19 protein-coding genes are annotated in these 13,572 nt (G+C 29.6%); all 19 read left to right on the plus strand.

Going from position 1 to position 13,572, the window contains the following annotated elements; translation table 11 throughout:
* Positions 1-679: 679 nt before the first annotated feature.
* The 19 genes from ACUXZJ_RS07540 (at position 680) to ACUXZJ_RS07630 (ending at position 13,464) form a co-directional block, all read left to right on the plus strand.
* Positions 680-1,234: an AHH domain-containing protein gene (locus ACUXZJ_RS07540; protein ID WP_060383140.1), complete on the plus strand. Its 555-nt coding sequence runs from the start codon at positions 680-682 to the stop codon at positions 1,232-1,234.
* Between the two features lies 1 nt (position 1,235).
* Complete coding sequence (locus ACUXZJ_RS07545) at positions 1,236-1,943, plus strand: hypothetical protein (RefSeq protein ID WP_060383139.1); 708 nt, start codon at positions 1,236-1,238, stop codon at positions 1,941-1,943.
* Positions 1,944-2,280: 337 nt separating this feature from the next.
* On the plus strand, positions 2,281-2,436 hold the full coding sequence (locus ACUXZJ_RS07550) for a hypothetical protein (RefSeq protein ID WP_235588310.1): 156 nt from the start codon (positions 2,281-2,283) through the stop codon (positions 2,434-2,436).
* A 193-nt stretch (positions 2,437-2,629) separates the two neighbouring features.
* Entirely contained in the window at positions 2,630-3,334 is a 705-nt protein-coding gene (locus tag ACUXZJ_RS07555; protein WP_063743747.1) for a hypothetical protein, read from the plus strand.
* Between the two features lie 750 nt (positions 3,335-4,084).
* Entirely contained in the window at positions 4,085-4,603 is a 519-nt protein-coding gene (locus ACUXZJ_RS07560; RefSeq protein WP_145915593.1) for a hypothetical protein, read from the plus strand.
* Between the two features lie 142 nt (positions 4,604-4,745).
* Entirely contained in the window at positions 4,746-5,348 is a 603-nt protein-coding gene (locus ACUXZJ_RS07565; protein WP_060383136.1) for a hypothetical protein, read from the plus strand.
* A 183-nt stretch (positions 5,349-5,531) separates the two neighbouring features.
* On the plus strand, positions 5,532-6,098 hold the full coding sequence (locus ACUXZJ_RS07570; protein WP_060383135.1) for a hypothetical protein: 567 nt from the start codon (positions 5,532-5,534) through the stop codon (positions 6,096-6,098).
* Between the two features lie 79 nt (positions 6,099-6,177).
* On the plus strand, positions 6,178-6,600 hold the full coding sequence (locus ACUXZJ_RS07575; RefSeq protein WP_158512431.1) for a hypothetical protein: 423 nt from the start codon (positions 6,178-6,180) through the stop codon (positions 6,598-6,600).
* A 131-nt stretch (positions 6,601-6,731) separates the two neighbouring features.
* Entirely contained in the window at positions 6,732-6,959 is a 228-nt protein-coding gene (locus ACUXZJ_RS07580) for a hypothetical protein (protein ID WP_446196254.1), read from the plus strand.
* 344 nt (positions 6,960-7,303) lie between these two features.
* On the plus strand, positions 7,304-7,993 hold the full coding sequence (locus tag ACUXZJ_RS07585) for a hypothetical protein (RefSeq protein WP_060383132.1): 690 nt from the start codon (positions 7,304-7,306) through the stop codon (positions 7,991-7,993).
* 5 nt (positions 7,994-7,998) lie between these two features.
* Positions 7,999-8,706 carry a hypothetical protein gene (locus ACUXZJ_RS07590; RefSeq protein WP_446196256.1) on the plus strand — a complete coding sequence of 236 codons (708 nt, stop codon included), beginning with the start codon at positions 7,999-8,001 and terminating at the stop codon, positions 8,704-8,706.
* Positions 8,707-8,836: 130 nt separating this feature from the next.
* Positions 8,837-9,046 (plus strand): hypothetical protein, encoded by a 210-nt coding sequence (locus ACUXZJ_RS07595; RefSeq protein WP_088467019.1) that lies wholly within the window; start codon positions 8,837-8,839, stop codon positions 9,044-9,046.
* A 5-nt stretch (positions 9,047-9,051) separates the two neighbouring features.
* A complete protein-coding gene (locus ACUXZJ_RS07600) occupies positions 9,052-9,798 on the plus strand; it encodes a hypothetical protein (protein WP_446196258.1) in 747 nt (248 codons plus the stop codon).
* Positions 9,799-9,926: 128 nt separating this feature from the next.
* Positions 9,927-10,130 carry a hypothetical protein gene (locus ACUXZJ_RS07605; RefSeq protein ID WP_446196260.1) on the plus strand — a complete coding sequence of 68 codons (204 nt, stop codon included), beginning with the start codon at positions 9,927-9,929 and terminating at the stop codon, positions 10,128-10,130.
* Positions 10,130-10,873: a hypothetical protein gene (locus ACUXZJ_RS07610; RefSeq protein WP_163444504.1), complete on the plus strand. Its 744-nt coding sequence runs from the start codon at positions 10,130-10,132 to the stop codon at positions 10,871-10,873. The genes ACUXZJ_RS07605 and ACUXZJ_RS07610 overlap by 1 nt, the downstream gene beginning before the upstream one ends.
* A 51-nt stretch (positions 10,874-10,924) precedes the next feature.
* Complete coding sequence (locus tag ACUXZJ_RS07615) at positions 10,925-11,221, plus strand: hypothetical protein (RefSeq protein WP_089047727.1); 297 nt, start codon at positions 10,925-10,927, stop codon at positions 11,219-11,221.
* Positions 11,222-11,226: 5 nt separating this feature from the next.
* Entirely contained in the window at positions 11,227-11,487 is a 261-nt protein-coding gene (locus ACUXZJ_RS07620) for a hypothetical protein (protein WP_060383131.1), read from the plus strand.
* Between the two features lie 410 nt (positions 11,488-11,897).
* Positions 11,898-13,175, plus strand: coding sequence for an endonuclease V (locus ACUXZJ_RS07625; protein WP_446196262.1), 1,278 nt, complete (start codon positions 11,898-11,900; stop codon positions 13,173-13,175).
* Between the two features lie 76 nt (positions 13,176-13,251).
* Positions 13,252-13,464, plus strand: coding sequence for a hypothetical protein (locus tag ACUXZJ_RS07630; protein ID WP_060383128.1), 213 nt, complete (start codon positions 13,252-13,254; stop codon positions 13,462-13,464).
* Positions 13,465-13,572 lie beyond the last annotated feature (108 nt).

Genomic DNA, 13,572 nt, shown 5'->3' on the forward strand with positions numbered 1-13,572 from the left:
CGTCTAGTTTTCAACGTGGCAGTTAGCGCAGAATTGTATTTTGTGCCCACAAAGACGAGAAAATAAACTAAAAAAACACAATTATAAATTGTGTTTTTTTAGTTTTGTAGTAAAAAGTATATAAGCCATGTCAACAAAATACAAAGCCACTACAACAGAAGATTGCTATTTCATTACCATTACAACTGTAGGTTGATTTAACTGTGGATTATTATTTTAGTTCTGCTAGAAATTATGCTGGTTTAGAAAATGATCTAGAAGTGATACTTTTATATATATATGTTTTGAAAGCCAATAGGAGTGGGCACAGAATGCAATTCTGTGCTAACTGTTGCGTTGAGAAATATGTTGAGTAGATCTGAGCGATCGGGGAAATTTTTTATGAGATAATATTGAATTAAGCCCAGAGGAATTAGCAGAAATTTTAGCTAAAAAACTGGATCCAAATAAAAAAGAGATTGTACTTTTATCATGTAATGATTTAGCCAGTGCCCAAGCACTTGCCCAAGCTACTGGTAAAAAAGTTTATACCACTGATGGTGCTATAACGATCTTTGAAAATGGTATAAAACGCGCTGATAATACCAAATGGTATGAGGTATCCTCAGACGGTACAGCAAAAGAACTATCTTCTCCGCCTGTTAAAGAATGTTCGACTTGTACAGGTGAAGGGGTTGAGATGGGGAAACCAAAAGAGTTCATACTAAATACTCCTGAGGATCTATACAAGAAAATAGAATACTATAGACATACTGTTCGTGATGTTTTAGAGACAGAAGAAGCAGTTATTTATGCAAGAAAATACTTTGACAAATATGTTAAAAACCAAAGTTTTGAAGAGTGGTGGGTTTATGCAAAAAAATACAATGTTGCCGATGATCTAAATTTTGAAGTACATCATGTTATTCCTATTAAAGTATTAGAAAAAAATCAAAAACTAAAAGATTTACTTTTCTGGGCTGAAAACAATGGAAAAAGTTTTGAGTTTAATGGATTAGATAATGCAATGCCTTTGCAAAAGAAAAAAGCTGCTATTGATTTGAACGGGCATACAAACCATCCTAAATATGATCAAGCTATGACTGTAAAATTAAATGAGATTCTAGGTAACGATTCTTATTCAGAAATAAGAAAGTTTAACGAAATAAAGAAATTAATAAATAACACTAAAATGAAGCTAGAAAATGATGTTTTATTAGGAAGTAAAGATGTAAATGAAATAATTAATTTATAAAATGAAATATTACAAAATTGCAATTAGAAGTTTTTATGGAGACAGGATAGTTTCAAGCGCAAATTTTATTAATAATCTAAATGAAAATTATTTTAAAAAAATTGGTGATGGAGAAATAATTATTGATGCACCAATTTTTGATTACTTTTTTTTAGAAAGCTTTGATAAAAAAAAATATTGGGATTGGAAATTATTTGATGTTCATCCATTTATTGGTGAATCGAGTAGTATGTTGGGTTCTTTACTTATATCTAAAAAGGCTAAAACAATATTTGACAAATTTAATATCTCAAATCCACATTATTTTTATAGTAGTAACCTAATTTTTGAAAATGATAAATATGATTATTTTATTTTTCAATTTACAGGAAAATTATTATTTAAAGAATTGGCAAAATATATTAGTTTTTCAAAATCAGAGTTTTTAAATCCTGCTTTAAAAACCTTAGTTTCATTTAAAAATATTGATGATTATATTGAAAAAAGTGAAGAGTTATATTTTGAAAAAGATATAGATTTTGTAAAAAAAAAAATAGTATTGAATGAGAAGCTAGATTATTTTCCTATGCAAAGTTTTTTTATAGACAATATAGTTTCGGAAAATCTAAAAGAAGCCATTGAAGAAAATAATATTACAGGCTTTGAATTTTCAGAATTAGATTACGAGATAATTATAGATCCATCACCCGATAGTCCGAGCATTAAGTAATCTTAGGCTATTGCGAGCTTCAAGCTAGTACTCATAAAATTGCGCAACCAAGTAAAGAACCACAATCAGTAGGAGCTTGTGGTTTTTGTTTGTATTTGCCTAAAATCTAATGAGTCGGAAATATAAATTCAATAAAAAAAAGATGCTTATTTTGTAAGTTTGGTTATTGTTAATTGGAGTGATGTATTTTCAAGAGATTTGTATTTTACTATAATAAAACCCGATGGCGCAAACTTGCATTCCGTAACCCGATTGCTCGGATTTACACATCTAAATTCTAAGCATTTTTTTTCACCCGCTGCGCAAAGTCTCCCGACTTTGAGCAACGATATATAAAATGAAAGAATGTTACATTTTAAGAAATCAAGAAAAAGCACATTTCATTACAGCTACAGTTGTAGATTGGATAGATGTATTTACACGACAAGTGTATAGAGATTGTGTGATAGAATGTTTAAATTATTGTGTAGCAAATAAGGGAATGATTGTTTAAATAAGAATATTGACTGTGTATAAAAAAGTCATCTTTTGATAAGTATGTTAGTTAGTAGCTCAAAGTCGGGAGACTTTGCGCAGCGGGGAATGGTTTTCGTTTTTGCAGGTAGCTCAAAACGACCTATAAGTATGCGTGTAAGATTATCAGAAAATGGAGCTGTTAAGAAAAACTATTTAATTTCAAATTAATTATGGAAGAAGTATTAGTTATTATAAATAAATTTTTCAAAGAAAAAGTTTGGGATAAAATTTTAATTGAAATAAATTTTACTGAAGCAGGTGGTTATGAACCAAAACTTACAGTAATTAAATGCGGTGAAAAATATTTATGGGGAGAGTTTGAATTGTTTGACATAGCTGATATAATACATAAAAAGCAAAAAGAAATATTAGATACATCAGAAAAATTTAACAAGGCAAAAATTGAGATTTATCCCGATGGAAAATTTTTAGAACATTACTGGTGGGATTCTGGTCTACAAAAGCAAAACCTTTTAAGTTATGCACAAGTATTTTATCAATGGGCAAATGACAGAATGATGTCTATGATATTTGAGTATGAGAAAGATAATAATTTGTTACCAACACAATATGATAATGATGGAGATTTAGAATACTTGAGTTCTTGGGATGGTGGAGTGTTTACTTTTTACATTAATAAAAATAATGAATTGGAGTATAAAATAGTCCTTATCAAAGATGAAGTTGAAAGAGTCTTGGAAATGCCATTGAAGGATTATTTTATCGAAGGTGTTTTAGAGCATCATAAAATAACAAATACTGAACTTTTAGATGTTTGGAAGCCTTGGAATACATTAATAATTAGGTCTCCCCACACCGGAATACCGTACGATAAAGTGGATGAATATGTAGAGTATAAAACTGTTGTGTCCTAAAAAAGTATCTTATCCCCCGCTCCCGCACGAACCCGATTGCTCGGATTTACACATCTAAATTCTAAGCATTTTTTTTTCCGATCGCTTGGATATGCGCAAACAAAATCTAAGCGCGACAGTTAGCGCAGAATTGTATTCTGTGCACACAAAGACGAGAAAATAAACTAAAAAAAACACAATTATAAATTGTGTTTTTTTTAGTTTTGTAATAAATATTTAGATAAGTCATGTCGACAAAATACAAAGCCACAACAACAGAAGATTGCTATTTCATTACCATTATAACTGTAGGTTGATTTACCTGAGGATTATTATTTTAGTTCTGCTAGAAATTATGCTGGTCTAGAAAATGATCTAGAAGTGATACTTTTATATATATATGTTTTGAAAGCCAATAGGAGTGGGCACAGAATGCAATTCTGCGCTAACTGTTGTGTTGAGAAATATGTTGAGTAGATCTGAGCGATCGGGTATTTGATTACAACTGGGAATATATATTTTTCCCTTTTCTAAAGAACACAATTCCACTCGAAAGGATTTGCTCAGGAGACGAGTCAAGAGTTTTAGAAGAAGTAGCTTTAATCATGAAAAATCCTACTAATCAAGTAGGTGGAAATATTAGAAAGTTTCAAGGGATAGCAACTGACGAGGTTACTAAGATCGAAGTAAGATTAACTGGACCAAACGGCAATTTAAATTTTGACACAGTTTTTCCTTATTAATTAAAACCTAAAATTGATTATGAACTATATGCAAAATTGTAAGGTAGAGAAATTGGACTTTATAGAAACTAATAGAATAATTAAAAACTTCAATCTTAAAAAATATTTTATTTTCATTGACAAACAAGAATTAATAGAAAATTCTTGTTTGTCAAAATTATATACACAGCAGGAATTAGATTCTCTAATCCAAGATGCAATTTATGATGAGTTAATAATCTTGAAATCTGATATTGCCAATTTCAGTTCTATAGAAGAATTTTTGATTTGCAGTATTGTGAAATCTAACTATATTGATTTTCAAAAGATGTTAATTGTAGAGTCTAAAATTTTGAGTTTCAAACAAGAGCTTTTAGAACAAGATTTTCAAGAGATTTTAGAATGGGGTTTTTTTGACTTATTTAACTATGAATTAGAGCAAAAATTAGAATTAAAGTATACACAATTTAAGGGTGCTTTCACATTTTTTGAACACCCATTAAAACCTCTTTTTGCATCCATATTGGATAATAATTATTATTTGTTTATTAATAATTCATATACTTAAATTACTTTAAGTTTACACCAGATGTTGCGGAAAATTTAATAGGTGGAGGGGTTAATAAAGAACATTATAATTTTGGAGAGTTTTCATTAGATATTTTTGATGAATTAAAATTTGAAGATTTGAAACTACATGAGCATGTAATATGGATAAATTAAGATATAACATAATTTCACAAAAATTCATTACGGAATGCAGTCAAGTGCCGTTAATAGAAACTTTACATTCAGGGTGTGGAAAATATAATATTTCACTAGATGTAATTAATACAGATTATATTACTTCGTTTTTTAGAAGTTATGATGTCTCTCAATTGTATTCAATTTATATTGTAGAAAAAGATAATTTTTGTTCTACAGATTATAATGTTATTTCCCTATTCAATAAATTTAATAAAAATATTTTTGTAGTAAAAGTCGAACCACGTTTTTTTATGAATATAGAATATAATAACCTAAATGATTTATCCTTGCCAATATTTTTTATGTCTAATGATATTGAAAATTTGAATATAGAAGATGTTTTAGGTAGTTGTTTGTATGAAAAAAAAATTATTTTAGGTAGTTTTGAAAAAAAAATTGTAAAAGCTGATGTTTTAAAGCTTCTTGAAGGAGTTGGAGTGGTTAATATTGTTAGATTTTATACTCGTATAACTGAAGAATTTATTGAAAATATTTTAAAACTACAGAGCAATGTACTTGATTCTAATGACGATTATGTTATAAAATTAGAGATAGGTTTAGTGTAACTTTTTCCCCAAGCTACTGGTAAAAAAGTTTATACCACTGATGGTGCTATAACGATCTTTGAAAATGGTATAAAACGCGCTGATAATACTAAATGGTATGAAGTATCCTCAGACGGTACAGCAATAGAACTATCTTCTCCGCCTGTTAAAGAATGTTCGACTTGTACAGGTGAAGGGGTTGAGATGGGGGTTACAGGGGCAGGGAAGATTACTACAAGTGCTGAACTTAAAGCATTTTTGAATACAATTGATGAAACAACTACAATAGCTCAGCTGGAACAAAAAGGTATAAAATCATTTTTCAGAGGCACAACTAGAAGTAAAGCCGACAATGCATTATTTCCTGGCAATCCAAATTCACAAGCATTTGGTATTTCAACTTCGACAGATCCAATAAAGGCAACTATCTTTTCAATAGAAAGTGCAACAAGTAATGGGGCTTATAAAGGAGTTTTACAAATTGGATTACCCAATGACTTAAGAAACATTGCTCTTTCTGCTCCCAATTATAGAGTAGCAAAAGAATTAGAAGTTGTCTTAAATACTCCAGCGAATAATTTTGCCAATTTGTCTAAAGTGGAAATTTCAGTTGAAAATGCACGAAAACTTGTTAAAGAGGTTTATGAAGTAGATTTACCATCTAATTTGTCTAGAAATTATGCTGATGAGTTATTGGAAACCATACCAGAATCATCTTTGGATAAAGCATTTGAATTTTATCAGAAAGCTCTACAGTATAATATTAAGTAAAATGGAAAGACAGTTTGAGAAAATATATTTAAAAGTTGAATCCGAAGGGTTGTTTGATGAAAATAAAACTCTCTACCTATTGGATTTACCTAATGCGGATATGCTTAAAAATATTCCAGTAAAGCCAATAAAAAATGAATTGTTTGTATTTGCAAGGGGGTACAACGAGGATTTGAAAATAGGAAGCCTATTTAATGTGATTTTCCCAAGTAAAAATCCTAACGAATATATTGAAAATCTTATTGAATTGAAATACGTATCAGTCAATCCTAAATACGAAATAGATTATTTGCCTAAGGGATACTCCGGTATTTGTCTTTTGAAATTTCAAAATGAGATACCTAATGAGATATTAAAGAAGTTAGCAGGTTATGATGAAAAAAAAGATAATCAAAAACACGATACATTGATTTTGACCCAAAAAGCAGGATTAAAGAAATTGTTGAAAGAAATAGAAACCCTCGCTCCCGCGCGAATCCTTTCGCGTGGTAAAAAAATGTAACATAATTATAAAACAATGAATCCAGTGCATTTTAATCACTGGATTTTTATATAACAAAATAGTATATTTGATTACAACTGGGAATATATATTTTTCCCTTTTCTAAAGAACACAATTCCACTCGAAAGGATTTGCTCAGGAGCTGGGGTTCTTCAGATCAAGTAGCTTTAAGTTTACATGCTTTAGATAATGGCAACTTTTTATGGGATAATATTGAAGTAAGCCCAGAGGAATTAGCAGAGATTTTAGCTAAAAAACTGGATCCAAATAAAAAAGAGATTGTACTTTTATCTTGTAATGATTTAACCAGTGCCGAAGCATTTGTCCCTATCGCTCGGATTTACACAATCCAAATCTAAGCGTCTAGTTTTCAACGCGGCAGTTAGCGCAGAATTGTATTCTGTGCCCACAATGACGAGAAAATAAACTAAAAAAAACACAATTATAAATTGTGTTTTTTTAGTTTTGTAATAAATATTTAGATAAGTCATGTCGACAAAATACAAAGCCACAACAACAGAAGATTGCTATTTCATTACCATTATAACTGTAGGTTGATTTACCTGAGGATTATTATTTTAGTTCTGCTAGAAATTGTGCTGGTTTAGAAAATGATCTAGAAGTGATACTTTTATATTTGTTTTGAAAGCCAATAGGAGTGGGCACAGAATGCAATTCTGCGCTAACTGTTGCGTTGAGAAATATGTTGAGTAGATCTGAGCGATCGGGTTTTCTAAACAAACATCCTCAGTTTGCACGTGGTTTTGTTGGTCACAAACAAGATCCTCTTTATAAAGCAGAAGATTATGAGTTGCTTACTCCAGAATCTATAGAGGAAATACCATTAGATAATAATCTAATAACAACTATTAATGAATGGTTAAAGTATTCGAAAGAAGATGCCAATAGGAGAAATTACTTTAAGATGGGTAAAGACTTTGAAAACTATATTATAAGTAAACTATCTTCTCCAGAATCTTTGGAATATAAAGCATTAGAACAAAAAATTCCAGATTTATCAGAACGATCTATCTATACACAAGTATATTTTTGTATTAATGGAGATCAAACAGGTAACTGTACCAATGAGGGCGATTATTTTATAGCAGACTTTGTATTTGTGAAAGAAATTCAAGTTGGTAATACAAGTATATTAGATGCTAGAATTGAAGACACTAAACTATCTGTTAATACGGATTTTACTAAAAATCAAAAAGCAGCAATGAATTTATCAAAATATTATATTAGGTCAATCCCAACTGAATCAAGAAGTAATCCTATAAAAGGAAATCCTTTGCCTAATTTTCAAAAAGGGGCTTCAGTGTCTAAATCTGGCAGTTTTATTAAAATATACAGCGGTGGTTCTGCTACAAGTTTTGGAGGAGTAAAATAGAATTTATGAACAATAAAATCGAAGAAATACAACATAAAATATCTTATCTGATGGGCATAACTTCTTTAGGGTTTGAGCTAAACTCTTTTGAAGATTATTTTGCAATTTTTTTAAAGCCAAAAAATGATATATCTTATAAAATCGTTTTTTCTCTTTTTCCTGTAAATGATAGAGTTTTTTTTAGCCAATTAAACTATAGTGTTATTTCGTTAAATGTTAACTCTTTGATGTCTTTTTTAGACAAAGGGTTTAATCTTTTGGAAGATACATTGATAGATAGAAAAGGATTTCATAACTCTCAAAAGATTAGGGAGGATATAAATATTCTGGTTTTACATAATACAGAAATTATAGAAAATAATATTTTAGTAGTAGGTGATATTTTTAAAAAATATTATTCAAACTATTCACTCCCTTTCTTTTCTGAATTCCAATCCTTACAAGATATAAATGATAAAATACTTGAGAAAGAAAAATGGCAGGATTGGAGTAACTATATATTCGGCAAAACTTATTTTAAAGCAATGATTATCTTAAAATTGGCAGGCAATGAAAAAGGTTATCAAGAATTTACTGCTATGTACATTTCAAGAATAGAAGAAGGCATAAAAAATGGGAGAGATGATTTGCAACAATATTTAGATGATGTTATTAGATTACATCATTATCTTGAAAGTGGAGCCTATAAAAATTTGCTAAAAAGAGTAAGATAATAATCGAGCTACTAAAATAAACTGTACCAATGAGGGCGATTATTTTATAGCAGATTTTGTTTTTGTTAGAGAAATAAAAGATGATATTACAGGAGAGGTAAAATTAGATATTCGTGTAGCAGATACTAAATTGAGTAAAAATACAGGTTTTACCGATAACCAGAAAAAAGCCAATGGAATGACTGATTTTTATGTAAAATCTATAAATAATGAATCCTTGATAAAAGGAGCTGTGATGAAAGACTTTGTTAAAGATAAAAATGTTAAAAAAACAGGAAAGATAACAAAGATATATAGTAACGGCAGTGGCGGATATACAAAAGGCAATATAACAGAGTAAAAGACATGGAAATATTAAATAGTTTAGATAAAGAAATCGTTTATGGACTATCCATTAGCAGATTGGGATTTTCTCATTTATCTTATGATAAAGATTACAATTTAGGTTTGTTATTTAAAGATACGAAAAACAAGATAGATATTATAACTTATGGTTTTGGTTATGATTATAGAAAGTATAATCCTATAACTGTATGTAAAGAATCATTTAGAGCAGGTATACATTTCAGAGAATTAGATAGTATCTTATATACAGTTTTAGAAGGTAGAATAATTTCAAAGGATACACCTACTCATAGTTATTATATTAATCATCCAATTACTATTAATGAGATTTTAGCCCCAAACATAACCACAGATACTCAGCATACTATAGTTTTTGAAGATAGTATAATAAAGGAAAAAGAATTAGAAAGAGTTGTTGCTGAAACAGATAGTTTTATTAATAAATATTATATTCCTTTCTTTTCTGAATTCCAATCCTTACAAGATATAAATGATAAAATACTAGAGAAAGAAAAATGGCAGGATTGGAGTAACTATATATTCGGCAAAACTTATTTTAAAGCAATGATTATCTTAAAATTGACGGGTAACGAAAAGGGATATCAAGAATTTACTGCCATGTATATTTCAAGAATAGAAGAAGGCATAAAAAATGGGAGAGATGATTTACAACCATACTTAGATGATGTAATTAGATTGCATCAATATCTTGAAAGTGGAGCCTATAAAAATTTGCTAAAAGAGTAAGGTAATGATCTAGCTATTAAAATAAACTGTACCAATGAGGGCGATTATTTTTATTTGTTAAGGAAATAAAAGATGATATTACAGGAGAGGTAAAATTAGATGCAAGAATAGCCGATACTAAGCTATCTGTGAATACAGATTTTACTAAGAATCAGAAAGGAGCATTCTTAAAGCCTTTATATTTACGGTCCACAGATAGGACTCCTATAAATGGTAAGAAAATAGAATGTTTTAATAAGCCTGCTCTTATTCAGAACAAACAGCCTTTTATCAAAATCTACAGTGGAGGTTCTGCTACAAGTTTTGGAGGCGTAAAAATTAATGGAGAATAATGAAAAAACAAATAAAAGAACTCAATCATAATCTTACGCAAAATGTTAATTTTTCTTCCTACGGATTTTCCTTATATGAGGAAGATGAAGTAGACTTTGCCTATAAATATCAACGGAAGGAAAACGATAAGATAGACAAGATAACATATTCGTTTGAAAAAGATAAATGGAGAGAAAAATCTTCCTTATCATCTATTGGTTTTGGAATTGTTTTTCCTATAATCAATACAATAATAGAAAATATAGAATTTGAAGAAAAATTTTATTCTCCAAAGGATGAGTATACGGTAATTCAAATCCCTAACTATGATAAAAAAGTTGACTACTATAGCAATTTAATTGGCAGTACAAATATTATAGAAAACAAGGAAATAAATTTCCAGCACTATGAATATGTAAAATCGGAATTTATAAATCAACTAAAGGAAAATGTTTTGCCTTTTTTCTCTAAATTCCAATCCTTACAAGATATAAACGATAAAATACTGGAGAAAGAAGAATTTTCTAATTACTACAAGTATATTTTTGGTGAAACTGGTGCAAAGGTTTTAATAATTATGAAATTATGCAATAGTAACAAATACCAAGAATATAAGAAATGGTCAGACAATATTATTGCAAAACAGATTGCAGATCCAATGTATGAAGATTATAAAGATATTTTAATAAACCAACAGGGAACAATGGATAAACTTTATAATTACCTTGAAAGTGGAGCCTATAAAAATTTGTTAAAAGAGTAAGGTAATGATTGAGCTACTAAAATAAACTATACCAATGAAGGTGATTATTTTATGGCAGACTTTGTTTTTGTTAAGGAAATAAAAGATGATATTACAGGAGAGGTAAAATTAGATACAAGAATAGCCAATACTAAACTATCAGTTAATACGGATTTTACTAAAAATCAAAAAGCAGCAATGAATTTATCAAAATATTATATTAGGTCTATCCCAACTGAATCAAGAAGTAATTCTATAAAAGGAAATCCTTTGCCTAATTTTCAAAAAGGGGCTTCAGTGTCTAAATCTGGCAGTTTTATTAAAATATACAGCGGTGGTTCTGCTACAAGTTTTGGAGGAGTAAAATAGAATTTATGAACAATAAAATCGAAGAAATACAACATAAAATATCTTATCTGATGGGCATAACTTCTTTAGGGTTTGAGCTAAACTCTTTTGAAGATTATTTTGCAATTTTCTTAAAACCAAAAAATGATATATCTTATAAAATCGTTTTTTCTCTTTTTCCTGTAAATGATAGAGTTTTTTTTACCCGATCGCTCGGATTTACACAATCCAAATCTAAGCGTCTAGTTTTTAACGCAACAGTTAGCTCCCAGCTGCCCGAAGTCTGAGCCATAATTTAAAGATGTAAATGCTTCGCATATGTACTCGGCTGCCCAGAGTCTGAGCCATAATTTAAAGATATGCATGCTACGCAAATGTCTCCTGACTTTGCGTTAAGATAATAATGTAACAATATTTTAAATTTTGCTTTTTCATTAAAAATCAAAATAAGTGATTTATTGAAAAAATAGTTTAATTTGTGGTAGCTCAAAGTCGGGAGACTTTGAACAGCTTGTGGGCACAGAATGAAATTCTGCGAAAACTGTTGCGTTGAAAAATACGTTGAGTAAATCTGAGCGATCGGATATTAAAATTGTTATAAGATGGAAAGTAAAAGGTCAAATTTTTAAACACATGGTTACTTGCCCGCATTGTTTTTATATAACGGAAGGGGTTTTCTTTCCTAATAGTAAATAAAATGATAAAATATTTTGAGCTACAAAACTGGGAAAAATTAAAAGTGAATGGTTCTATAAAACATAATGGTAAATCATTTACAGGAATAAAAGAAAATATAAATTTAGAAAATAACTCATGTAGTAAAGAAACTTATGTAAATGGAATAGATCACGGTTGTTCTTTGCAATGTGGTTTTAAAGATTGTGAATTATATTTGGCTATATATATATATGGGGTAAAAAGGTTCATTTTTAGGTTTCTTATGTCTAAAGAAATTTATAGCACTGAATATGAGTTGTGTTATGATTTTGTTTTATTAAATAATTTTGCTATTAATAATCGTGATAGAAAACAAAGAGAAGTGGGTTCAACTGAAATGTTGATTAGTCGTAATGATTTGGATTATGAAAAGTTAATTGCAAATAATCAAGATATAATAGATAAGTATCATTCTTATGATGAAAAAGGGTATATTGAAATAGATCTAGATACATTTGTTTATGTACATGGAGATGTTGAAAGATATTCAAAAGTTATTGTCGCTTATGCCATTCATAATCAAATGAAAGAATACCTAGGAAAAACAATTCCTGATACATTTATGGAAAAGTTTGTGTGGCAAGAAGAACAAATTGGTAAAACAATAAACGAGGATCAACTGCCAACTGATGTGCAATTTATTGGAGGAGTAACAGTAGCTTATCACGATATTACCCAAGTAATTGTAGCCGTTATCACAGTTATGAATGTAAATAGTCAAGAAATCGTTGACCAAGCAATTTATACTGAGGACAAGATCACTATGCATATTCCAGATGTTTTTGGTTTTAATGAAACGATATGGGCAATCAAAGCTTTTGAAAAATTAACCATAAAACCCCAACTTATTTTTTGTGATGGACACGGTATAGAACACCCTAAAAATATGGGCTTGGCTACTTTTTTGGGCATTCAACTGGATATGCCCACTATAGGTTGCGCTAAAAAACGTTTAGTGGGATATTGCAAAAAAGAAGATTTAGGAGGTAAAAGAGTAGATCATATAGAACTTATATTTGACCAAAAAGTAGTTGGAAAAGCCCTCCGAACAAAAGAAAATACAAACCCAATATATGTTTCTATAGGACATAAGATTTCTTTAGAGACAAGTGTAAATTGGGTGTTAGAAACAACGCAATCAACAAGACTTCCTTTTGTACTTGAAAAGGCAATTGAGATTGCTCGCCAACAGATGCCTGAGCAATTCAGAATCGATTTTATGAATGATGAACCTAATGAATACGGAATTATAAAATGATGAGCTAGGTTGTTTGGTGTGTTTTTTCATTAAAAATCAAAATAAGTGAGGGTGGGCTGATTTAAAAAAATTTGCAATGACAATAATCTATGTTGGAAAAACTGTAGATGATGGAAATAATCCGTCCGTTTATCGTTTTGAAACGGAGTTGTTTTATTGTGGAGATGAGTATGTCCCAGATTCAAGCAAATGGGGTTATCCAAAAGGTGTAAGCAAAGTGGCTTATAGTTTTAGTGAGATGATAAATATTATAGTTGCAGATAAAATTAAACAGCAGAACACTTTATGAAGTTGTTAATTCAAATATTATTCTTTCTAGTAACATGGTTTAGTTCTAATGTAAATGCAACTCCCGCGCGTACAATGCTATTAAGTTAAGGTCTTAATTAGTTTAAAT

Source organism: Flavobacterium sp. TN-1 (assembly GCF_052828645.1).

Bases quoted from the DNA above. Each gene is read 5' to 3' on its own strand.
- ACUXZJ_RS07540 (WP_060383140.1), top strand. From the start codon at position 680: ATGGGGAAACCAAAAGAGTTCATACTAAATACTCCTGAGGATCTATAC.
- ACUXZJ_RS07545 (WP_060383139.1), top strand. From the start codon at position 1,236: ATGAAATATTACAAAATTGCAATTAGAAGTTTTTATGGAGACAGGATA.
- ACUXZJ_RS07550 (WP_235588310.1), top strand. From the start codon at position 2,281: ATGAAAGAATGTTACATTTTAAGAAATCAAGAAAAAGCACATTTCATT.
- ACUXZJ_RS07555 (WP_063743747.1), top strand. From the start codon at position 2,630: ATGGAAGAAGTATTAGTTATTATAAATAAATTTTTCAAAGAAAAAGTT.
- ACUXZJ_RS07560 (WP_145915593.1), top strand. From the start codon at position 4,085: ATGCAAAATTGTAAGGTAGAGAAATTGGACTTTATAGAAACTAATAGA.
- ACUXZJ_RS07565 (WP_060383136.1), top strand. From the start codon at position 4,746: ATGGATAAATTAAGATATAACATAATTTCACAAAAATTCATTACGGAA.
- ACUXZJ_RS07570 (WP_060383135.1), top strand. From the start codon at position 5,532: ATGGGGGTTACAGGGGCAGGGAAGATTACTACAAGTGCTGAACTTAAA.
- ACUXZJ_RS07585 (WP_060383132.1), top strand. From the start codon at position 7,304: ATGTTGAGTAGATCTGAGCGATCGGGTTTTCTAAACAAACATCCTCAG.
- ACUXZJ_RS07590 (WP_446196256.1), top strand. From the start codon at position 7,999: ATGAACAATAAAATCGAAGAAATACAACATAAAATATCTTATCTGATG.
- ACUXZJ_RS07600 (WP_446196258.1), top strand. From the start codon at position 9,052: ATGGAAATATTAAATAGTTTAGATAAAGAAATCGTTTATGGACTATCC.
- ACUXZJ_RS07610 (WP_163444504.1), top strand. From the start codon at position 10,130: ATGAAAAAACAAATAAAAGAACTCAATCATAATCTTACGCAAAATGTT.
- ACUXZJ_RS07615 (WP_089047727.1), top strand. From the start codon at position 10,925: ATGGCAGACTTTGTTTTTGTTAAGGAAATAAAAGATGATATTACAGGA.
- ACUXZJ_RS07620 (WP_060383131.1), top strand. From the start codon at position 11,227: ATGAACAATAAAATCGAAGAAATACAACATAAAATATCTTATCTGATG.
- ACUXZJ_RS07625 (WP_446196262.1), top strand. From the start codon at position 11,898: ATGATAAAATATTTTGAGCTACAAAACTGGGAAAAATTAAAAGTGAAT.
- ACUXZJ_RS07630 (WP_060383128.1), top strand. From the start codon at position 13,252: ATGACAATAATCTATGTTGGAAAAACTGTAGATGATGGAAATAATCCG.